Raw genomic sequence first — 22,714 nt, 5'->3', positions numbered from 1 at the left:
GAAGGGGGGTATTTTCCCCAAAAATAATTCAGCAGTTAATATTGGAATAAATTGGAGCCTGATGAAATGAGTTCTGAAATTGTAAACAAATATAGAAATAGAATGGCGGAAGCCTATGAGCTGCACCGCAAATATGTGAATCCCCAGTTTGTGCGGGTTCTTGAAGTTATCGGATATGATCGTAATTATGTTTCTTCCGAGGGGGCATATCTCACCGATGCCAAGGGTGTTAAAGTCCTTGATTTTCTGTCCGGGTTCGGGGTGTACAATATCGGGCGTAACCATCCTTATGTTGCCGATGTACTTAAGGAAGTAATGGACGAGAAGACTGCCAGCATCGTGCAGATGGATCTTGGGGTCATGTCCGGCATGCTGGCTGAAAAGCTGGCAGAACTTGCTCCCGGTGACCTCGAGGCTGTATTCTTTACCAACTCCGGCACTGAAGGGGTTGAGGGTGCTCTGAAATTTGCCCGCCAGGCCAGCGGTAAGCATAAGCTGGTCCATTGCCATCATGCTTTTCACGGGCTGACTCTCGGTTCCCTATCAGTAAATGCGAACCGGGAATTCAGGGATCGTAACGAGCCGCTTTTGCCTGATTGTGTGCCAGTTCCTTTCAATGACCTTGGAGCCTTGGAAGAAGCTCTCAAGGGTGGAGATGTGGGTGCATTTATTTTCGAAACCGTGCAGGGCAAGGGTGTTTTCGTGCCTGATGACGGTTATCTCGAAGGTGTCCGCGAACTTTGTGATAAGTACGGTACCTACATGATAGCTGACGAAGTCCAATGCGGCATGGGCAGGACCGGAAAGATGTTCGCCGTGGATCATTGGGGAGTGCAGCCTGATCTTCTGGTCATTTCCAAAGCACTTTCCGGCGGTTATATCCCTGTGGGCGCAGTAATCACTACCCGTGAGATTCATGGCAAAATTTTTGATTCCATGGAACGTTGTTTTGCCCATTCCAATACCTTCGGTCAGAACGATCTGGCTATGGCAGCGGGCTTGGCGACCATTGATATTCTAGAGAAAGAAAATCTGTCGGATAATGCAGCCAGAATGGGATCGCGCATTGAAGAAGGGATGCAGAAACTAGCCGATAAGTACGAGATGCTCACTGAGGTACGCGCCAAGGGACTCATGATCGGAATGCAGTTCGGCGAGCCTAAATCCATGACCCTTAAAGCCAGCTGGAAGCTGCTCCATAAGATGAATGATGATCTTTTCTGCCAGATGATTACCATGCCGCTGCTGGAAAAGCACAACATCCTCAGTCAGGTTGCCGGGCACGGTCTTGATACCGTGAAAATCCTGCCTCCGCTGATGATCAACGATGATGATGTGGATAAGTTTTTAGCCGCCATGGACGATGTGCTTAAGGAAGCGCATAAGATTACCGGGTCCGCATGGAAAACAGTGAAGGATCTCGGAATCCGTACTGCTAAGACTTCATAGCTGATTTTCCTTTCCAAGGTGGAAGGCTGAAAATCGTGGATATTATAGGAGGCAAACTGTATACTGGTTTGCCTTCTTTAATTATCTGCCATGTCTAAAAAAGACCCCTGTCGAATCATTGCACAGCGGGCAGAGTTTAATGAATATTTTTTATAGTCTCTTAGAAAAAATCATCCGCTCCATCTGGGGGCTGGTCCGTAAGGCTCCTGTTGCCATAGTTATCTGCGCCGTATTGCTGGCGGCAACTTGTGCTGTTTCCTCCGCTCTCTGGCTCAAGTTGGATAGCGATCAGGATAACCTCATTTCCCACGATCTCCCTTTTCAGAAACGTAATATTGAACAGATCAAGAATTTCGGTGATCAGGAATATATGTTTGTGGTCATCAAGACCGGGGGCAGTGAAGCGGGTAAAACAAAAGCTGCTAAGTTTGCAGGTACACTTGCCACAAAGCTTAAAAAACGTCCCGATCTGGTCAAAGAAGTTCATTACGCCATGTCCGCCCGTGACATGGGGCCGGGGGTGCTCATGTTCGCCTCCCCGGACGAGTTGCGCCAGTTTGTTTCTCTTGCCCGTGATTTCGGTCCGCTGGGGAGGGAATGGTTTGAAGAGCCGGGGTTGTCCCGTTTTCTGGACATGACCGCCGGGCTTCTTTCCGGTGAAAAGGGCGGCGGTGCCGATCCGGAAATGTTTGGGCCGTTCATGGGTGCGCTGGATGATCTTGTAGGCGAGATGCATTCCTCCCTTGTTTCCGGGCCGACTCTTGAAACCCTGAATGCCCCGGTGTTCGATCTGGACAAGGCCGGAATCCAGTATTTCTTCACCCGCAACGGTAAATTGCTGATCATGCGTATCCTGCCCAAGAAGGATTTCCGGGTTATGGATGTGATCGGGCCTTCGCTGAATTTCGTGCGTTCATCACTGGAAACAGTGCGCGGAGAATTTCCTGAAATCGAAGCCGGGCTGACCGGGCGTCCGGTTCTTTCCGCTGATGAGATGCACACCACAGATCAGGATATGACCATTGCCGCCATTATTTCGGTGGTTGTAGTGGGACTTATGTTCATGTTTATCCTGCACGGCTGGCTGCGGCCCATGCTGGTTATGGGCTCACTTTTTTGTGCCATGGCCTGGACCTTCGGATTTACGCTGGTGGCGCTGGGCAGTCTGAACTTGTTATCCATTGTTTTTGCCCTTGTACTGGTCGGCATCGGGGTGGATTTCGGTATCCATATTGTTATGCGTTATGTGGAAGCTTCTGCTTCCGGCATGACCCCGGATGAGGCCGTGGAAGAAGCTTTAGTCCATACCGGACCCGGTGTGCTGCTGGGCGGTATTACTTCAGTCTGTGCTTTTTACGCTGTGCTTGGTCAGGAATTTGTGGGCTTAGCCGAGCTGGGGCTTGTGGGCGGAACAGGTATCATTTTTTGCCTGATCTCTATGCTTACCGTGCTGCCTTCCATGATGCTAATCGCAGGGCGGCGCAATTGGTTTCCATCTTCCCAGCCACGTATGGCGACCATGCCGTTCATGGAAAAAGTTATTTCCCGTCCGGTGACCGTGCTGCTTGTTTTCGGTGCGTTAACCGCGCTGGCTTTTCCGGGATTCCAGAAGGCTGGGTTTAACTACAACCTGCTGGAGTTGCAGGCCAAGGGGTTGGAATCCGTTGAGTACGAACATGTACTGATTAACGATTCCGACGAATCCACATGGTTTGCGGTCATGACTCGCCCGGACCTTAACTCCGTGAAGTCTCTGACCGCAGAACTCAAACAGGTTCCGTCGGTGGGGCGTATTGAGTCCATTCTCGATTTTCTTCCCGAAGGACAGCAGGAAAAAGCTGAAATTCTGCGCGGTGAGGCTGAGGCTTTGCAGGGAATTAATCTTGAAGCCCGCAATTCCTATCTTGTGCCCTCTGAAGTGACGGCTTCCCTTGAGAATCTGATTGAATCTCTTGAGGGCCTTGAGGAAAAGCTTTTTTCTGCCGGTGCAAAAAAAGAATTACAGCAGGTTACGGAGATCATTGACCGCGCGGATTCCTGTCTTGAAATATTGGAAAAGAATCCTGCGGATGCGGTTAACCTGACCCCGCTTCAGGCTCGTTTGGTCAGTGAGCTTTCCAGCTCTTTTGCGTGGCTTAAGGAAATTCTGGAGGTACAGTCGGTCGTTCCGGATGACCTGCCTGACCATCTGCGCTCCCTTTATGTGGGCAAAGACGGCAGTTTCATGGTCAAGATTTCCCCGGTGGAAAATGTCTGGGATTTTGATAAGTTGACCGGATTTGTGGGCGACCTGCGCAAGATCGACCCTGAAGTTACAGGGGTTCCGGTGGTGGTTCTTGAGTCTTCCCTGCTCATGCGCGAGACCTTTCTTGAGGCCGCTGGGCTGACCATCATTCTTGTTTCAGTTATCCTGTTCCTCAGCTCTTTCAGCATCAGTTATGTGCTTTTGACCCTTGTTCCGCTCTTTGCCGGAATATTCTGGCTGCTGGAGGTTATGGGGATTACCGGACTGAGCTTTAATTTAGCCAATTTCTTTGCTATTCCAGTGCTTATAGCTATCGGTGTTGACGGCGGGGTTCATTTTCTGGCCCGCTGGAAGGAACTTTCCCAAGGCGAACGTCTCTACCACACCAGCACTCCGGTGGCTGTGGGACTCAGTTTCTGCACCACCATGATCGGGTTCGGTGGATTGCTGCTGGCGCATCATCGCGGCCTTGCTTCGCTGGGTGGGATTATGGTTACCGGTTCCGCTACCTGCCTTGTAGGTTGTATGGTGGTTCTGCCTGCCGTGTTCAGATTGATTGAAAGGATTAAAGGAAAATAGTTTATGTTCAGAAGAGTCATTGTTTTTGCGTTTGTTCTGGTCCTTACCCTTAGCTCTGTTGCTTTTGCCGGAAGATTTGATTTCGCTATTCTTCAACCCGGGCAACCGGGAACCACTGCCGAAGCGCAGCCGGTTATGGATGAACTTGCCAAATATCTTTCCGCTAAGCTGGGTGAAAATGTGAAGGGTGTTTACTATAACGACCTGAACGCAGCCCTTGATTACCTCGGCAAGAACAAGCCGACATGGGCCATCAGCGGGCTGACTTTTTACAAATCATATGTTGATAAGTTTGCCATGGTTCCTGTGGCATCCACTTTGCCGCAGGGTATGGAAAAGGATGTCTGGCGGCTGATCGTTCCTGCATCCGGTCCTGATTCCCCGGAGAAGGTTCAGGGCACTGTTTACGGCTCTATGCTCTATACCCCGCAATCTCTTGGAATTCTGTTCAGCGGGAATAAGAGTGGAGAATTTACTGTGGAAGGTACGCATAAGGCATTGCGTATGCTCCGCAAGGTTAACAAAGGAAAAGTGTCCGGCGTGGTTCTTGATGCTGTGCAGTATTCGGTGATCAAGGACTCTAGCCGCTATTCCAATACCAAAGTTATTTATACCTCTCCCAAGCTGCCTAACAGCCCGGTGGTCTGGTTCGGCAATACCTCTGATGATGCTTTCCGGCTTCAGGCTGTGCTGCTGGATATGGATAAGGACCCGGCTGCAAATGATCTGCTTAAACTGTTGCAGACAGCCGGATTTAATCCTGCTGATAAGGATTTGAGATAATGAGGCTCTTTCGTATTCTCCCATTGCTGGCAATGCTGCTCATTTGCGGCTGTTCCGTTCAGTACAATCTTCCTCTTTATGAATATGAAGCTGACGGAGTGGTGCTTTGGAAGCCCTGCTCAAGGGCGCAGGCGGAGGCTCTGTCCAGTTCTTCTAAGGATAAGGATATATTGCAGGGTGCGGCTTGTTCCGCATGGTTGCTGGAGAGCGGGGCGGTTAAGGCTGCCGATTACGCTAAGTCTTCTCAGGAGAAGTTGAAGAAATATCTGGCTAAAAAATCGCAATCCGGTCTGGGCCACTATCTTTTGGCTTATTTAATTGCTAAAGAGGCTCAGCTTGCTCCCATGAAGGGCCTTGACCTTGTGCCGCTGATGGAGCAAGAAGCACTCGTAGCGTCCAAACTTTCTCCGCAGGTGGATCATGCTGGCCCGGATCGTTTTTTGGGTGAACTTTATTTGAAAGCCCCTTCCGCGCCTATAAGTATCGGGGACATGGATAATGCTTTGGAATATTACGAAAAGGCCGTTGAAATCGCGCCGGATTTCGCCATGAATCGTCTTGGACTGGCAACTGCATTGCTGGAAGATGATGAAGTGGAGGAAGCCTGTGTTCATTATAACAAGGCCCTGCAAAGCAAATGTTTTGATGCAAAATTATTAAAAGTTGATTCCTGTAAAAAGCTGGTCAAAGCCTGTGATGGCAAAAAGGCCGCTGAATAATAAACCCGCCCCTTTGCGGCGGCAATGAGGTTAAGACCTTGGCAATTCCCGCAATTCAAGTAGCTAGACTCGGTAAATACATTCTCACCCAGACCCTCAAGGGTAACAAACATTACCCGCTGGTACTCATGCTCGAGCCCCTTTTTCAGTGCAACCTGCGTTGCAAGGGCTGCGGTAAGGTTAACCAGCCGCCTGAGATTCTTAACAAGCGTCTTTCTGTGCAGGAATGCATTGATGCTGTGGAAGAATGCGGCGCGCCTATCGTATCCATTCCCGGCGGTGAGCCGCTGTTGCATCCGGAGATTCCGACTATCGTCAGCGAGCTGATCAAGCGTAAGAAATTTGTTTATCTCTGCACCAACGGCATCCTCATGCCCGAGCGTATTCACGAATTCAAACCCAGCCCTTACCTGACTTTCAACCTTCATCTGGACGGTCCCGCAGAGATTCACGATAAGGTTGTCTGCAAGCAGGGTGTTTTTGATTCTGCGGTCAGGACTATCAAGCTGCTCAAGTCCAAGGGGTTCCGGGTAAACACAAACACCACTCTCTTCGGCGGTCAGACTGCTGAAAAGGCTGCTGATTTTTTTGATTTTCTCATGGATCTCAACGTTGACGGCATGACTCTTTCCTCTGCTTTCAGCTATGAAGCGGCTGAAGATCAGGATGCATTCCTGACCCGTCCGCAGAGTGAAAAACTTTTCCGTGAAATTTTCACCATCGGTAAAGGCAAGAACTGGGATTTCAGCCACAGCAGCTTTTATCTCGACTTTCTTGCTGGAAACCAGCCTGATTACAAATGCTCCCCGTGGGGCAACCCCTGCCGTTCCGTGCATGGCTGGCAGCGTCCCTGTTATTTGCTGGAAGACGGCTTTGTTTCTTCCTACAAAGAACTAATGGAAGAGACTGACTGGGATAAGTTCGGTGTAGGTAACGATCCTCGCTGCGCAAACTGCATGGTCCATTGCGGTTTCGAACCCACAGCAGTTGCTGATTCCGTAAAGCGTCCCATCAAAGGTGCCATGCTTGCCCTGAAAGGCATAAGCGTAAAGTAGTTCTCTAAATTTACAGTAAAAGTAACTCCGCAATATTCTAGATGAGATTGCGGAGTTTTTTTTATTTTAAAATTGTACCAAGTGCTTTCAATGCCTTTGAATAATCTCGTCCCATGGGGATCAGTTCAAAAATTAAGGTGGGCCGTTTCATGATGGCTTTTAGGATGGGGCTTAGTTGCGTTTTTCCAGACTCATCTACACCGGAAAGTGATTCTTGGGGGATACCCCGTTTTGAATCGTCGCTGATGGCCCGGATGCACCCGAAAGGTATTTCCGCTTTTTTTGCTGCTTGAGCTACGGCGATGGATTCCATGTCTACTGCCAAAGCTCCGGTGCGTTCATGCATGAACAATTTATTCTGCGGGGTGAGTACTGCTTCCCCCGCAGTGATAAGCTTTCCACACTGAATCTCTCCGCAGGCAGGAATCAGTTCAATACGTTGCCTTGCGTCTTCATTTCCTTCAAACCACGAATCAAACTCCGCTATATCAGAATGAATGGTGGTGGCCGTAACAAGGGTTCCGGCTTCCAGTCCGGCTGCCAATCCTCCGGAAACACCGATACTTAGAATTAAATCCGGCTTTTCAGCGCAAAGCAGTTTTGCTGCCTCGGCAGCCCGAGCAGTTCCGATTCCAGAAATGATGCAGCGATAACTGACATTGTTTTTAAGCGTACCGCAAAGAAGTTGATATTTGCCGAGTGTCTTATGCTGCGGGGCGGGGCAGATAGCCTGTGCTTCCTGCTCCATGGCCGCGACGATGGCGATTTTTTTTAATTTCATTATTTTTCCTTAAATTGTTCTTGGGTAGAGAATAGATCAGATCTGAATATGGGTAAAGTTTAAGAATTACATGTAAGTTTATTTAAAATTCTGATGAAAACATATCTCAGTGCTATTCTATTACCATTAAACGTCAATATTGACACATAGCGAAAATGAAAATAACTAGCGCGACAGGGTTGTAGTGAGGGGATCATTTATAACTCTAATTAAGGTGGTGCCGAGATGAAATGGTTTAAAAATTTAAGAATGATGTACAAGATCATGCTGCCGGTGGGAGCTTTGCTCCTGTTGACTTTGGGTAGTATGGAGTATTTTGCGACTGTCAGCAGTTCAAAAGCTATTGAAAAGGTTGCACGAAAAGAAATTTCCGCCCTTGCGGGAGAATATAGCGGGCAGATCCTTAATTTTATGACCCATGCACAGGGTCAGGCTCAGGGACTTGCCAGTACTTTTGCTCAGTTCAGGCGTGAAAAGATAGAACTGAGCCGATCTGACGCTATATCCATGCTCGTCGGGCTGGTTAAAGGCGACGATAATTTTATCGGCGGCAGTAATGCTTGGGAGCCAAATGCTTTTGACGGCAGCGATGCTGAATATGCCAATACGGAATTGCACGACAAGACCGGACGGCACATTCCCTACGTTTACAGGGCCGGAGGCGGAATAGAGGTTGTGCCCCTTGCTGAATATTTTGTGCCCGGAGACGGTGATTATTACCTAAAGCCTATTGAAAGACGCAGGCCGTATATTACTCCGCCTTATCCTTATGATGTTGACGGCAAACGGCTCATGCTGACTACCATCGGTGCGCCGATCATGCTTGACGGGCGGCCTCTCGGTGTTGTCTGCGTGGATATGCCTATCACCAATATCAGTGATCTGGTTTCCGGAATCCGTCCTTACGGAACCGGTTATGCGTGGTTGATGATGCCTAATGGTGATTACATTTACCATCCCACTGACGAGCGTATCGGAAAGAATATTTTTGATACTGCTGAATTCGATGATGAAGCTGGACTCAGAAGAGCAATGGATGACGGTGAGCCTTTCTTTGAAGTGCGTATTGCAGCTGCAAACGGCGAGCGGTCCATGGTTCAGTATATTCCAATTGAATTCAAGGATAGCGGACAACGTTGGTACCTTGCCGTGAGTGCGCCCATGAACAAAATTCTTGCAGATGCGCACACTCTTACTTTTGATCTGCTGGCCATGGGCGGGGTTGCCCTCGTTCTGGTCATGATCGCAATTTTCTTTGTTGCCCGTTCTATTTCTAAGCCTATCGGAATTATGGCCGGTGCGGCTATGGAAGTTGCTGAAGGTAACTTCAAAGTCCGCCTTGACGGTTCCAAATTCGGTGGTGAGCTCAAAGATTTACATTCGGCTTTACGGGCTATGCTGAACGGGCTGGTGGAAAATATTTCCAAGGCTGAAAAAATGGCCGAGGAAGCCAAAGACCAGACTGATAAAGCTCAGGTAGCTCTTAAAGAGGCGGACGAAGCCCGCTCTGAAGCTGAAAATGCCAAACGAGAAGGGATGCTCCACGCTGCTGATCAGCTTGCAGGCATTGTTTCTCAGGTGGCCAGTGCAAGTCAGGAGCTTACCGCCCAGATTGATGAATCAAGCCGTGGTTCTGAAACCCAGCGTGAACGCACTGCTGAATCTGCAACCGCCATGGAACAGATGAATGCCAGTGTTATGGAAGTTGCCCGCAATGCCGCTGAAGCAGCTGACTCCGCTGATAACGCCCGTTCTGAGGCCGAGAATGGCGGAAATATCGTCAATGACGTTGTGGAGCGGATTAACCGGGTTCAGGGCATGACTGTTGAAATGGAAAAAGGTCTCGGCGTGCTCGGTGAGCAGGCTGACGGAATCGGCAAGATCATGAACGTGATCACCGACATCGCTGACCAGACCAACCTGCTGGCCTTGAACGCTGCCATTGAAGCTGCCAGAGCCGGTGATGCCGGACGCGGATTTGCAGTTGTTGCTGATGAAGTTCGCAAGCTGGCTGAAAAAACCATGGATGCCACCAAAGAAGTAGGGGATTTTATTTCCGCCATTCAGAGCGGAACCCGCGAGAACATTGACGGTATGACCAAGGCTGCGGCTGAAGTTTCCGCAAGTACCGACTCCGCCAACAAGGCCGGGGACGCGCTTAAGGATATTGTGGAGATTGTTGAAGAAACCGCAGGGCAGGTGCGCAGTATCGCCACTGCTTCTGAAGAACAGTCCGCCGCCAGCGAGCAGATTAACAGGGGCATTGAAGAGGTTAACCTCATTGCCAATGACAACGCACAGGCCATGCGTGAATCATCCACTGCTGTGGAAGAGCTTATGCATCTGGGTGAGCAGCTTTCCGAGCTTATCGAAGAGTTGCGCAGAGCATAGAGCTTGAGTTTATAAGTCTTATGAAAAGGTCGGGGTAATTCCCGGCCTTTTTTTTGTAGTGGGTGAGTAGTCCCTCGACTGATAGTGTTTGACTTGGGATTAACAGGAGAATATTCAGAGGTATCTTATACAATCGTTTAGTTAAGAGGTTTTCCCATTATGAATCAGCGGATGTTCTTTCTTGATAATCTGCGCGCTGTGACCATCTTTATGGTGGTGGTACTGCATGTATCCCTTTGCTATATGAAATTCGCACCGCAATGGTGGTTTGTTGTTGATCCGCAGCAGAGCATGTTTTTTACTTATGCTGTAATGCTCATTGATGTGCCCATTATGGCCATAATGTTTTTTCTGGCCGGGTATTTCGGGCTGCCGTCTTTGCAAAAGCACGGGCTGAGCGGATTCTGGTCCGCTAAATTCAGGCGGATTATTATTCCGTGGGTGCTGGGGGTGCTTTTTCTCTCTCCTCCGGCCATGTACATGATCCTGCTCTCTAGAGGTAAGGCTCCCGCCTTTATGGAGTTCTGGGCCGGGCCGTTCTGGACGACCATGTACAGCCAGTCTGTGTTCTGGTTTCTCGGGCTGCTGGCCCTGTTTTATCTGATTCTCAGCGGTTGCTATAAACTGTTTCCCAGCCTGCAAAGTCCGCCGAGGATCAGCCGCAATCCTTCTCCCTTGCTTCCGCTTCTGTTCATCACGCTGACTGCCGGTATTTTTCTGGGCATGAATCAGTTCTTCCCCGTGGATACATGGATAACCGACTATTACCTGATCGTTTTTCAACCTCTGAGGTTTTTCGTCTACTTGCTTTATTTCTGGCTTGGAATTCTGGCCTGGAAGCGGAACTGGTTTACCCGGCAGGGCTACACCCCGAAACTGCTGCCCTGGCTTATTGTGTGTGTTGTTTCAGCTGTTGTTTATCTTACTTTTAAAGGAATGATGGCTACCAGAGGTACCGAACTGCCTGTCCAGCTCGGCAATGCCCTCGGTTTCAACATTCTTGCCTACAGCACGCTCATGATCGGGATCGCTTTGTTTAAGCGTTTTGTAAACAGCTCCAACCCGTTCTGGAAGTCTTTTTCCGCCAGTTCATACGGGCTTTATCTTTTCCATTCACTTGCGGTCTATTATGGGGCTTATTACCTGCTGGGCATGGATGCTTCTCCGTTCATCAAGGCTCCCATCCTGCTGGTCGGTTCTACTGCGGCCTGCTGGGTGCTGACTGTTGCTTTGAAGAAGGTGAAGGGAATTTCTTCGGTGTTGTAAGTTGCTTTAAGTAGAATGACATTTGCGGGTTGCTTTTAAATGCTTACGCCTCGTTCCTTAGGAACGGGGCGTTTTTTTTGAGTTATGTAAGCCTTTTGTTGTGACATGTTATCTTCTTTGCTGTAACGTAGCCTGTGATATTCTGTTATTTGTTCTCAGGGTAAAAGTAATTTCAGGAGGGACTGATGGGCTGGTTTAAGAATCTTAAAATGCTTTACAAAATTTTGTTGCCTGTGGCTGCATTACTGTTGATTGCGCTTGTAAGCATTGAAGTCGTGGCGACTTATAAAAGTTCCGATGCTATCGAAGATGTTGCCGAAAGGGAGCTGTACGGACTTGCCGGAACTTACGGGGAAAAGGTGCTTGCCTATGTGGCAAAGGCACAGAATCAAGCTGAGGGATTTGCTGAAGCATTTGCCGGAATGAAAGCAGATGACAAAAGTATGGGCCGTGATGGTGTGATTTCCATGCTTAAGGGTTTTGTTTCTGCTAATCCCGAATTTGTAGGAGCCTGCGTTGGTTGGGAGCCTGATGCTTTTGATGGGCGGGATGCGGAATTTGCCGGAACACCCAACCATGATGAAAGCGGGCGTTTTGTTCCATATATTTACAGGGATGGCGGTAGTATTAAAGTGGACCCGCTGGTAGGGTATGATGTACCGGGTGACGGCGACTACTACCTGAAACCCAAGCAACTCCGATGCACATTTATCACCGATCCCTATTCATATAATGTTGGCGGGAAAGACGTAACCATGATCAGTATCTGCTCGCCAATTATAGCTGGCGGTGTTTTTCAGGGGGTTGTCTGTGTTGATTTACCTATAACTAATGTTATGGGACTCGTATCCAAGATCCGCCCTTATGAAACCGGATATGCATGGCTCATGAACCCGGACGGGGACTTTATCTACCATCCAAAGAAAGATTTTTTGGATAAAAATATTTACGACGTTGCAACATTTCAGGATGAAGCGGCTTTAAAAAGGGCGACTGAAGCCGGGGAGCCGTTTCTTGAATTCCGCAAGGCCGCTGCAACCGGACTTATGTCCATGGTGCAGTATGTTCCGGTGGAATTTCCCGGAATAGGACAGCGTTGGTATCTTGCGGTCAGTGCTCCCATGGATAAGATCCTGGCTAGTTCACAAAGTTTAACCAAGGATCTTATTGTTATTGGTATTGTCGCTTTTATTCTGGTTTTACTGGCCATCTTTTTTATTGCCAGATCCATATCTAAGCCTATCGGGGTTATTACTGAAGCAGCGCAGGATGTTGCCAAGGGTAATTTTGATGTCCGTCTTGACGAATCAATGTTCGGCGGTGAGTTGCATGATTTGAATATCTCGTTGCGGGATATGCTTACTTCTCTTGTTGATAATATATCCAAATCCGAAACAATGGCTAAAGAGGCTCAGGAGCAAACTGACAAGGCTCAAATTGCCCTTAGCGAGGCTGACGAAGCTCGTGCAGAGGCTGAAAATGCTAAACGTGAAGGTATGCTACAGGCTGCGGAAAGGCTTTCCGGTATTGTTTCACAGGTTTCCAGTGCTACTCAGGAATTAACTGCCCAGATTGATGAGTCCAGTCGCGGGTCAGAAACTCAGCGTGAACGTACTTCCGAATCCGCTACTGCCATGGAGCAGATGAATGCCAGTGTGTTGGAAGTTGCCCGTAACGCCGGAGATGCGTCTGATAGTGCTCTGGATGCAAAATCCAAAGCGGAAGACGGTGGTAAAATTGTTGCTAATGTGGTTTCCGCTATATCGGAAGTAAATCAGCATACGGAAGAAATGGTTGCCGGTCTTGATGTGCTTGGTGGGCATGCAGATGGCATCTCGCAAGTGATTACCGTCATTACCGATATTGCTGACCAGACCAACCTGTTGGCCTTGAACGCTGCCATTGAGGCTGCGCGAGCAGGCGATGCCGGGCGAGGGTTTGCCGTAGTTGCTGATGAGGTTCGAAAACTTGCTGAGAAGACCATGCAGGCTACGCAGGAAGTAGGGCAAGCCGTACATTCCATTCAGTCTGAAACACGCAGGAATATTGATAAGATGGGGAGTGCTGCAGAGATGGTCGGCTCCAGTACTGAATTGGCGGGCAGAGCCGGTGAAAGTCTTGAGGAGATTGTCGAAATTGTTGAGACTACTTCCGAACAGGTTCGCAGCATTGCAACTGCCTCTGAAGAGCAGTCTGCCGCCAGTGAACAGATTAACCGTGGCATTGAGGAAGTAAATCTTATTGCAAACGATAATGCGCAGGCAATGCGTGAATCAGCCACAGCGGTTGAAGAGTTGATGCGACTTGGAGAACAGTTGAGTGGGCTTATTGAGGAGTTGCGCAATTCGTAAATCCCAGTCCACAAATCCAAATTAAAATACCCGGCAATATTCTCGAAGATATTGCCGGGTTCTTAATTTGAAATTCGTCTTATCGCACTATACGCGAAGCGTACTGAAAAGTTTTGAGGGGATGGGGTCTGGGGAAGGGGAACTTTTGGAAAAGTTCCCCTTCCCCAGCCGCCGGAGGCATCTTTATTTTCCGCATCCGCAACTACCGCCGCTCTCCTTTTTCTTTTCATCCTTCTCATCATCCCCGCCGCCGAAGTTCTTCAGTCCTTCTGCCAGATCAGTGAGTCTTGCATCCACTTTTCCGTAGATGGATTCTTCAGGAAACTTACCTTCGTCGTTCGTTTCTCCTGCGGGCTGTCCGGTAAGGATTTCAATTCCCTGCTCAATGTTTTCCACCGACCAGATATGGAATTTCCCTTCGCGCACAGCTTCCACAACTTCCTTGCGCAGCATGAGATCTTTGACGTTGGGTTCGGGGATCATGACACCCTGATTTCCAGTCAGTCCGGCATGCTTGCAGCAGAGATAGAATCCTTCCACTTTCTGGTTTACGCCGCCGATGGGCTGGACCTCTCCTTTTTGGTTGACCGATCCGGTCACAGCAATGTCCTGCCGGATGGGCACTTCTGCAAGGGATGAAAGCAGGGCGTATAGTTCGGTGGATGAAGCTGAGTCGCCGTCAATGCCGCCGTAGGATTGCTCAAAGGCGATACTTGCGGTCAGCGAGAGCGGTTTGTCCTGCGCGAACTGGCGGCGCAGAAAACCGGAAAGGATAAATATACCCTTGTTATGGGTCGGGCCGGACATGTCGGCCTCGCGCTCAATGTTAATGATGCCGCCTTTACCCATGGCAGTTACTGCGGTTATGCGTGAAGGCTTGCCGAAAGAGTAATCACCCATGGAATAGACTGCCAGACCGTTGACCTGCCCGATAACCGTACCGTCGGTGTCAACGTAGATGCTGCCGCGGTCGATCATTTCCTGTAGCCGTTCTTCGGTCTGATTCGAACGTTTGCGGTGAGCATCAAGAGCCTGATCCACATGTTTCGCTTCTACTGCTGTAGAACCGTTGCGCGCTGCGTAGTAACTTGCTTCGCCGAGCAGGTCTGCCAGCAGAGGGAAGGCGGTGGATATTTTTTCCTGCCGCCCGGACATGCGCACAGCCTGTTCGATCATGGCGGCCACACCGCTGCGGTCGAAAGGCATCAGCTCGTCTTTATCCACCATGCGGCTGATGAAGTTGGATACGGAGTTAATGGCGTCCACGTCGCGGTCCATGGAAGTTTCAAAGTCCGCGCGGACCTTGAAGATTTTAGGAACATCAGGATCGTAATGGCGCAGCAGCTGGTAGAGGTAAGGTTCGCCCAGAACAACCACCTTCACATCCATATCAATGGGTTCCGGCTTCAGTCCGGTGGAAGATATGAAATAGTAGGGGTCGAAGGTCTGGATTTCGATTTTTTCTGTTTTCAGGGACCGTTTCAGGGTCGGCCAGACTCCCGGTTCCACAATGGCGTCCATAAGGTTGATGACCAGATATCCGCCGTTGGCCTTGATAAAAGAACCGGCTTTGATCTTGGTGAAGTCCGTGCGCCAGCCTCCGTGCCTGTCCATGACCCTTTCAATGGAGCCGAACAGGTTGCGGTAGGTGGGGTAGGATTCAAAGATTACCGGCGGGCTGTCCTGCTCGGTGTTGTCTACCAGCAGGTTTACCTTATAAGGATGCAGAATAGCGTCCGCCTGCGGAGGCATGAACATCATTCCGCCTTCCCCAGCCTGCGGTTTTTTGCCGATCATGCGTAGCGAGTCAAGGTCGTCGCTCATGTTTTCGAGCATGGCGTCAAAGTATTTAAGTATTTTTTCGTCAGTATATTTTTCTTGCAGGGGGCTGATCAGATCCTGTGCGAGAGTCATGAACATGAGCTTGTCCACGTCGTCGCTCTTTTTCTTTACTTCCTTCTGAAGTTTGCGGACCTGTGCGAGAATGTTATCAATTTCTTCTTTTAGTTCTTTTTGCTTCTCTTTAAGCCTGTCAAATTCCTCGCGGGGGAAACGGCCTTTTTCAACCTTTTCCTCCAGCTGGATCATGCGCAGGGGTTCTCCGTCCACCAGCGGAACCACGTCAGGCCTCTGGTACTGGCCCATCTGCATATTTACGATAACCAACCCTGAATCCTTGACCTTTTCTTCTATGCCCTGAAAGAATTCACGGGTCTGCTTTTCGTGCATCTCAATGATTTCATTTTTGCGGGCCATGTATTCCTGACTTTCGAATAGCTGCGGAACTTCCCGCTTGATGCCTTCCAGAAAGTCGTGGAGATTTTTTTTGAATGTACCGCCTTCACCGGCAGGCATGCGGATCAGGATAGGCGATTCAGTTGATTTGAAATTGTTGACGTAAAGTATGTCGTCCGGGCTTTTGTCAGACTTTGAAAGCTCGGTAAGCATTTTCTTTACTGTGGCCTGTTTGCCTGTGTTGGCGGGTCCGGTCACAAAAATGTTGTATCCCTTGAGGCCCATACCCATACCGAAGCGAAAGGCCTCAACACCCCGGCACTGGCCGATAATTTCATCCTCATGGTCAAGATCTTCTGTGGTGTTGAAGGGCAGTTCTTCCGGGTCAAGGGTCCATCTCAGTTTTTCAAGCGGCAGTTCTCTGTCTTTCAGGATGCTGGTCATGGCAGTCTCCGGGTTGATGACTATTCAGCGGTTATGGAAATAATTTTTTGAGGCTTGATGACGCATTTGTGAAGGACGATTTTAAGTACTCCGTCTTTGAACGTCGCGGTTACATTGTCCGGGTCCACTCTGCATGGCAGGGGGACTGTTTTTTTGAAATGGCTGGACTGAAGGCCGCCTTCAAAGGTTACATTCTTTTTTCCGGCAATGGTCATGGAAGTTTCAGTCACTTTTACTTCAAGGTCTTCGGCGTGGAATCCGGGCATGGTAGTGCTTACTTCAAGCGACTCACCATCTTCGTGCATATTAGTCTGCGGTGTGCAGTCGATGATTCCGCATACGGAAGGGATGCCGTAGTCATGGCAGAGGCTGTTGAACAGCCTGTCCATATCGGTTTTTAATCTGTCCAGTTCCCGGCTTCCCCACGAAGTAAGGTTTGGCATGTGCTCTCTCCTTGTTAGAACAGGTGGGAATATCAGTTAATTTGAGGTTAACACATGGCTGAAAAGATTAGCAACCGCTTTGCTGTTGGAAAGTACAAAAGATGTTGTATTTGTAATAACCGGAATATGCGGCCTTTTATTGCCCTGTTTTTTGGCATGATCCTCACATTTTTGACAAAAAAGGAGGTGTAAGTTCCGTTTTTGAGGAGATACAGTCTTGCAAGTTCGCGCTTCATGAGCTATTCCGTTCATCGCTTCTAATTTTAAAAGGCAGGATGGAAGCGTTTTCCGCAATGCCTTTTATAAATGTTACAGAAGCGGAATTTTACATTTTCTTTTTAGGAGTGACGCATGAAAAGGGTATTAGTAATTCTCATGGTTGCAATGATGCTGGCATTCGCAACCACCGCAATGGCAGGTGACGGTTCCCTCGAAAGAGTACAGAAAGCAGGCAAACTCGCTATCGGTCTTGATGACACTTTCGCTCCCATGGGTTTCCGTCAGGATGACGGTAAACTCGTTGGCTTTGACGTGGACGCAGCTGAAGAAGTCGGTAAACGTCTTGGTTTCAAAATTGTATGGCAGCCCACTGCATGGTCCGGCGTTATCCACTCCCTGAACGCCAAAAAATTTGACTGTATCTGGAACGGTATGACCATTACCCCCGAACGCCAGAAAGCAGTTTCTTTTTCCAAGCCTTACATTATGGATGGTCAGATCGCTGTTATCGCTATGGGCAACAAGTCCATCAAGGCTCATAAAGACCTCGGCGGTAAAGTTGTCGGCGTACAGAAAGGTTCCCCCGCTCTTGAGGCTGCAAAATCCCTCAAGCCCGCACCCAAGGAAATTCGCGAGTACGACACCAACGTTAAAGCTCTGCTTGACCTCGAATCCGGTCGTCTTGACGGTGTTGTTGTAGATAACATCGCAGGCCGCTACTCCATGGCTCAGCGTCCCGGTAAATACGTTGCGCTTCCCGGTTACATCACCAGTGAAGCTTTCGGTATTGCTTTCCGTCAGGGCGAAGATTCTCTGCGCGCAGCTGTACAGAAAACCATCGACGCTATGATCGCTGACGGCACCATGGGTAAAATCTCCCGCAAATGGTTCGGTGAAGATGTCACCAACCCCGCTAAATGGTAAGAAATGATTAGTATTACAAATAAACTCGGAAAGAGCGGGGCATTTGCCTCGCTCTTTCTGCTGTTTGCACTTCTGATTTTTCCGGCTGTTTCCACAGCCAGTGTGGACGCTGACGCTCTGCTCAAGCAGGCCCGCGATGCCCTGACAGTAGGGAAGATTGATCAGGCTCAGTCTTTATTCAAGCAGGTTCCCGCCCCCGGTTCTGACGGGGATGACGGGCAGTTTGTCTATTCCCGCATGCAGCTTGCGCGTATCAGCTATTCCATGAAAGATCCGGGCAAGGCCCGCGAATTTGCAGAGCAGGTTGTCGCTGTTTATCCCGACAACGTAGAAGCACAAAATTTCCTGACTTCCCTTGACCGTGAGACCAAGCCGGAATGGGAAAAGGCTGTTGAGGACTGTAAGCGGTTCATGCCCAATTTGCTCAAGGGCGCGTCCATGACACTCGTGCTGGTTTTCTTTACCATGATCGTTTCACCCATCGGCGGTTTGTTTATCGCCCTTGGCAAGATCAGCCGTATGCAGCCGTTCACGTTTATCAGCTGGTTCATCATTTGGTTTTTCCGTGGAACCCCGCTTCTGTTGCAGCTTTTTTTCATCTACTACGGGTTGCCTGCTATCGGCATTACTCTTTCCCCGCTTGCTGCGGCACTTATCGGTCTGGGGATCAACTATTCCGCGTATCTTGCTGAGATTATCAGGGCCGGTATCGAGTCCATTGATGACGGGCAGACCGAAGCTGCAAAAGCTATCGGCATGACCTACGGGCAGACTATGCGCCGGGTCATCATCCCGCAGACATACAAGCGGATCATTCCGCCTATTGCTAATGAATTCATCGCGCTGATCAAAGATACTGCGCTGGTTTCCACCATCGCCATGGTCGAACTCATGCGCGCTGCGGACCAGATGTTCAACGCATATTTCAACGTGACTGTACTGGTGATGGCTGCTGTTATTTATCTTATTTTTACCTCCGTATTTACCTTCGTTTTTGAGAAAATCGAATACAAGGTCGGGGTATACGAGAGGCGTTAAATGGAAACAATTTTAGAACTTAAAAAAGTCGTCAAGCGATTCGGTGAGCTGACTGCGGTCAACAATATCGACCTTAAGATCAGCCGTGGCGAAAAAGTGGTTATCGTCGGTCCCAGCGGGTCCGGTAAATCCACCCTGCTGCGGACCATGAACTTCCTAGAAACTATTGATTCCGGGGAAATTCAGTTCGAAGGCAAGCCCTGCGGATACATCTACAAAGATGGCAATCCGGTGCTTGACTCTCAGAAGAATCTCTGCGCCCTGCGTTCCGAGATCGGTATGGTCTTTCAGCAGTTCAACCTTTTTCCGCACATGACAGTTCTTCAGAATGTCATGGAAGGGCAGGTTACCGTGCTTGGTAAGTCCAAGGATGAAGCCCGAGAGGTTGCACTTCAGATGCTGGAAAAGGTCGGCCTTTCAGACCGCTCTACCGTTTTTCCGGTGACCCTGTCCGGTGGGCAGAAGCAGCGTGTGGCAATTGCCCGCGCCTTGGCTATGAAACCGAAGATGATGCTTTTTGACGAGCCTACTTCAGCTCTTGACCCGGAACTGGTCGGTGAGGTTTTCGATACCATCCGTTCACTTGCCGACGACGGTATGACCATGGTTATCGTTACCCACAACATGGGATTTGCCCGTGAGGTTGCTGATACCGTAATCTTTATGGAGACCGGGGATTTTATCGCTAAGGGAACTCCCAAAGAATTCTTCTCTGCCGAGACACGGCATCCTAGAATTAAAGAATTTATGGATAAGTTGCTGTAAGTAAATTTTAAATAGATCTGTTTGGAGACCGTAATATCTTTCACGATATTGCGGTCTTTTTTATTTTGTTTTGTGCTATTTGATGAGTGTCAGTTTAGATAAATTTGAATCCCAAGGAGTATTTCATGAAACTTAGCGGCCAACGTGTTTTGATGTTTATCGACAATGTTTTTGAGGATATGGAACTTCTTTATCCTTACTATCGTTTGATTGAGGAAGGCGCGGAAGTGGTTGTTGCCGGGCCGGAATATGGCGAAGTGTATACGGGCAAGAATGGTTATCCTTTCCGCTCTACCGCTGCCATTGAAGACATGAACGCTGCTGATTTTGACCTGCTGGTCATTGCGGGAGGGTTTGCCCCTGATAAATTGCGTCGTGATCCCAAAGTGCTCGAGCTTACTCGTGAGATTAACGAGGCCGGAAAGGTTGTGGCCCACATATGCCATGGGGGATGGATTCCTATTTCCGCCAAGATTATGCAGGGCTACAAATGCACATCCACTCCCGGTATTAAAGATGATCTTGAGAATGCTGGTGCTACATGGGTTGACGAAGAAGTGGTGGTGGATCGCAATCAGGTCTCATCCCGCAAGCCGGACGATCTGCCCGCATTCTGCCGCGAGATAATCAAACTCGCAGCCAAGTAGTAAAATATTACTTTATTATGATGTCTCCCCGCGCTATATGCAGATAATAATAAAAGAATTGATTTTTAAGATTTATATCTGACTATTAAGCGCGATCAGCGGCGAAGCCATAATAAAAGGTTTTGGGATTCTTAAACCCTTTTGCAAAAGGGTTTAAGGCCCCCGGCAGGGCCGCCGGAGGCATGTTATAACATATGAAAATAATTTCGGAATTTTATAGAATATTTATCAGGCCGGTTGATCCGGGTCTGTTCATGACCAAATATGCAGCCAAATCAATCTGCGCATGTCTGGTGGCTTTGCTGCTCGCTTATCTTGTGGGCATGAGTAATAAGTTTTTGCAATGGTCCGTTTACGGTTCCATGGTGGTGGTTGTTTTTCGGGCAGGTAGTACACTTGCTAAACGCAAGGCTGTGGCCCGCTGGCTGGCACTTGCGGTGATTTGTCTTGTGCCTGTTTCAACCCTGATCGGCAATTATCCGTACCTGCTGGAAATTTATTTGTTTCTACTCGCCTTTGCTGTTTTTTTTGTCCCGGTGCTGGGGGTGGCTGCTGCCACTGCTGCTATTGGGACACTTATTGTCAATTTGCTGGCACTTACCTCGCCGGCAACACTGCTTATCGGTCTGGAGCGGTCCGGGGCGGTCCTTTTTGGTGCCACGGTATCCTATCTGTTTATCTTTTATCTCTGGCCTATGAAACCTGAGAAAGTACTGACCAGAGCAGGGGCGGTGGCGTTAACTGATATCGGCGATTATTTTCGCGCAGTTGCATCATCTACTGGCAGCCGTCCTGATTTGAAGGAAATTTCCGAAATCCATGAGCGGTCTGTGGAATCCGTGCGCCGCTACCGTAGATTCATGGAAGCCATGAATGTGGACCCGGTCAAGGAGTTGGGCAGCTATGAGGGACCATCTGCATTATACGCACTGCTGGTGCGGATGATTGAGGCTGTGGTCGGGCTGGCAAACAGCCGTCAGTTTGCTGAGCACAGTGCCGTATTCTCGGATATGCGTTTCAAGTTCAGCGATATAGCAGGACGAAGTTCAATTGTTTTTGATGTGCTGGCGGCAAGCCTTTCTACAGGTTCGGGGGGTGTTGATCTGCAAGACATTGATGAAGGGATCGCTGAACTTGAAGGAGAGCTGCTTCGTTTGGGAGCTTACAAGCGTGACGAAGGATTGCGTGATGAATTTCTTGAGGCATGGGGCGCAATTTACGGTTTGCGCAACTTGAGCATGGAGTTTGCCGAGATGAGCAAGCTCTGTTGCAAAGGAGGGGCTTGCAGTGTTCGCTGATGAGCTTGCCACAATTAAAAAGGAATTCCGCTGGGATTCTGTGCCATTTCGCCATGCTCTCAAGGCAGCTATAGCGATTACTTTTGCCATTGTGGCTGCCCGTTTCCTGGAACTTCGGCATGCGGTCTGGCTGCCCATCAGTGTGATTGTGATCATGCGCCCTTCAGTGGGCGGGACTTTACGTATCGGCTGGAAACGGCTTTGGGGAACGGTCATCGGTGCGGCTCTCGGCGTGGGGATTTTGTTTTTGGAGCCAGCTACCTCGGTACTTGCTGGGTTGATTGTCTTATCATTTTTTCTGATGATTCTTGTGCGGGTCTTCAGCTATACTTTTTTCTCCGGTTGCCTGACTGTTGGCGTAATTTTACTGCTGGGCGTGCTCTTTACCGACGGCTGGCAGTTCGGGATTGAGCGAATTTTGGATACCGTGCTGGGTATAGCCATCGGCATTGCTGCATCGTTCGGGGTCTGGCCCAATATGGCTCGCAAGAATCTGCGGGCGAAGATGGCTAATCTGGTGGAATTGCAGTCCGCACATTTCAAGATTCTATCCGAATCCTACCTGCGTGGCGGGGTAAGTGAGGCTGAAATTGTTGAAAGCAGAATTCAAGCTTCCACCATGCTCGACACCTGTGCTGAGTCGTTTCGTGAGGCAGCTGCCGAGCCGGGTTTGCAGGGCTGGCAACGTGATGAGTTGACCCGGCTGATCCGCACCTTTACCCGTATGCACAGTTTGCTCATGACCATGGCGACGATCATCCGCAGGGGGTACGGCGGTCCGCTGCCGTCCATTGCTGATGGAATGGCGGAAATTCTCGGTGCTGCCGCTGATTATTATAAATGGCTGGAATGCTATTCATTGACCCCGGAGGATTGCCCTGATGAACCTGATTTTGATAAGGCTATCGATAACTTCATGGCAGCAGTGGGAGATGCCCGCATCCGGGGTGATTTCGAAGAAGTGCCGTTGGAACGACGTAATAATATTTCAGCATTCATTTGGAATATCCGGGCACTTGGCGGGGAAATCCGCAGGGCCGGAAAAAGGATGCATGAATTGCGCTACGGGCGTGGTAATTAAT

At 49.2% G+C, this 22,714-nt stretch carries 17 protein-coding genes; 14 read left to right on the top strand and 3 right to left on the bottom strand.

The genetic code is table 11. From position 1 onward, the window contains the following. Positions 1 to 66 precede the first annotated feature (66 nt). From FMS18_RS07385 to hpnH, 5 genes are all read left to right on the top strand, one after another. Positions 67 to 1,449, top strand: coding sequence for an aspartate aminotransferase family protein (locus tag FMS18_RS07385; RefSeq protein WP_163293115.1), 1,383 nt, complete (start codon positions 67 to 69; stop codon positions 1,447 to 1,449). A gap of 139 nt (positions 1,450 to 1,588) precedes the next feature. Then, positions 1,589 to 4,273 carry an MMPL family transporter gene (locus FMS18_RS07380; protein WP_163293114.1) on the top strand — a complete coding sequence of 895 codons (2,685 nt, stop codon included), beginning with the start codon at positions 1,589 to 1,591 and terminating at the stop codon, positions 4,271 to 4,273. 3 nt (positions 4,274 to 4,276) lie between these two features. Then, positions 4,277 to 5,056 (top strand): phosphate/phosphite/phosphonate ABC transporter substrate-binding protein, encoded by a 780-nt coding sequence (locus tag FMS18_RS07375; protein WP_163293113.1) that lies wholly within the window; start codon positions 4,277 to 4,279, stop codon positions 5,054 to 5,056. Beyond that, positions 5,056 to 5,775, top strand: a complete 720-nt coding sequence (locus tag FMS18_RS07370) for a hypothetical protein (RefSeq protein ID WP_163293112.1) — start codon at positions 5,056 to 5,058, stop codon at positions 5,773 to 5,775. Before FMS18_RS07375 ends, FMS18_RS07370 begins: the two co-directional genes overlap by 1 nt. A 38-nt stretch (positions 5,776 to 5,813) precedes the next feature. Then, positions 5,814 to 6,830: an adenosyl-hopene transferase HpnH gene (hpnH, locus tag FMS18_RS07365; protein ID WP_163293111.1), complete on the top strand. Its 1,017-nt coding sequence runs from the start codon at positions 5,814 to 5,816 to the stop codon at positions 6,828 to 6,830. A 61-nt stretch (positions 6,831 to 6,891) separates the two neighbouring features. On the opposite strand, the gene FMS18_RS07360 is transcribed toward hpnH, so the two are convergent. After that, positions 6,892 to 7,611 (bottom strand): phosphorylase, encoded by a 720-nt coding sequence (locus FMS18_RS07360; RefSeq protein WP_163293110.1) that lies wholly within the window; start codon positions 7,609 to 7,611, stop codon positions 6,892 to 6,894. 225 nt (positions 7,612 to 7,836) lie between these two features. On the opposite strand from FMS18_RS07360, the gene FMS18_RS07355 reads away from it, so the two are divergent. From FMS18_RS07355 to FMS18_RS07345, 3 genes are all read left to right on the top strand, one after another. Next, positions 7,837 to 10,002 carry a methyl-accepting chemotaxis protein gene (locus FMS18_RS07355; RefSeq protein WP_203544566.1) on the top strand — a complete coding sequence of 722 codons (2,166 nt, stop codon included), beginning with the start codon at positions 7,837 to 7,839 and terminating at the stop codon, positions 10,000 to 10,002. A 159-nt stretch (positions 10,003 to 10,161) separates the two neighbouring features. Further along, positions 10,162 to 11,268, top strand: coding sequence for an acyltransferase family protein (locus FMS18_RS07350; protein WP_163293109.1), 1,107 nt, complete (start codon positions 10,162 to 10,164; stop codon positions 11,266 to 11,268). A 185-nt stretch (positions 11,269 to 11,453) separates the two neighbouring features. Further along, complete coding sequence (locus tag FMS18_RS07345; protein ID WP_163293108.1) at positions 11,454 to 13,619, top strand: methyl-accepting chemotaxis protein; 2,166 nt, start codon at positions 11,454 to 11,456, stop codon at positions 13,617 to 13,619. Positions 13,620 to 13,802: 183 nt separating this feature from the next. Here FMS18_RS07345 and FMS18_RS07340 read toward each other — a convergent pair whose 3' ends face one another. Both FMS18_RS07340 and FMS18_RS07335 read right to left on the bottom strand, forming a co-directional pair. Next, a complete protein-coding gene (locus tag FMS18_RS07340) occupies positions 13,803 to 16,298 on the bottom strand; it encodes a Lon protease family protein (RefSeq protein WP_163293107.1) in 2,496 nt (831 codons plus the stop codon). 20 nt (positions 16,299 to 16,318) lie between these two features. Next, entirely contained in the window at positions 16,319 to 16,741 is a 423-nt protein-coding gene (locus tag FMS18_RS07335) for an Hsp20/alpha crystallin family protein (protein WP_163293106.1), read from the bottom strand. Between the two features lie 351 nt (positions 16,742 to 17,092). On the opposite strand from FMS18_RS07335, the gene FMS18_RS07330 reads away from it, so the two are divergent. From FMS18_RS07330 to FMS18_RS07305, 6 genes are all read left to right on the top strand, one after another. Beyond that, positions 17,093 to 17,884 (top strand): amino acid ABC transporter substrate-binding protein, encoded by a 792-nt coding sequence (locus FMS18_RS07330; protein ID WP_163293105.1) that lies wholly within the window; start codon positions 17,093 to 17,095, stop codon positions 17,882 to 17,884. 3 nt (positions 17,885 to 17,887) lie between these two features. Further along, positions 17,888 to 18,922: an amino acid ABC transporter permease gene (locus FMS18_RS07325; RefSeq protein WP_163293104.1), complete on the top strand. Its 1,035-nt coding sequence runs from the start codon at positions 17,888 to 17,890 to the stop codon at positions 18,920 to 18,922. Continuing rightward, positions 18,923 to 19,687 carry an amino acid ABC transporter ATP-binding protein gene (locus tag FMS18_RS07320; protein WP_163293103.1) on the top strand — a complete coding sequence of 255 codons (765 nt, stop codon included), beginning with the start codon at positions 18,923 to 18,925 and terminating at the stop codon, positions 19,685 to 19,687. A 125-nt stretch (positions 19,688 to 19,812) separates the two neighbouring features. Continuing rightward, a complete protein-coding gene (locus tag FMS18_RS07315) occupies positions 19,813 to 20,334 on the top strand; it encodes a type 1 glutamine amidotransferase domain-containing protein (RefSeq protein ID WP_163293102.1) in 522 nt (173 codons plus the stop codon). A 194-nt stretch (positions 20,335 to 20,528) separates the two neighbouring features. Beyond that, a complete protein-coding gene (locus FMS18_RS07310; RefSeq protein ID WP_163293101.1) occupies positions 20,529 to 21,632 on the top strand; it encodes an FUSC family membrane protein in 1,104 nt (367 codons plus the stop codon). Further along, a complete protein-coding gene (locus FMS18_RS07305) occupies positions 21,622 to 22,713 on the top strand; it encodes an FUSC family protein (RefSeq protein WP_163293100.1) in 1,092 nt (363 codons plus the stop codon). Before FMS18_RS07310 ends, FMS18_RS07305 begins: the two co-directional genes overlap by 11 nt. Position 22,714: the final 1 nt, after the last annotated feature.

It is taken from the genome of Desulfovibrio sp. JC022 (assembly GCF_010470665.1).
In the GTDB taxonomy this organism is placed as follows: domain Bacteria; phylum Desulfobacterota; class Desulfovibrionia; order Desulfovibrionales; family Desulfovibrionaceae; genus Maridesulfovibrio.
Note: the sequence above shows the minus strand (reverse complement) of the source record. Positions and strands in the feature narration are given on the sequence as shown.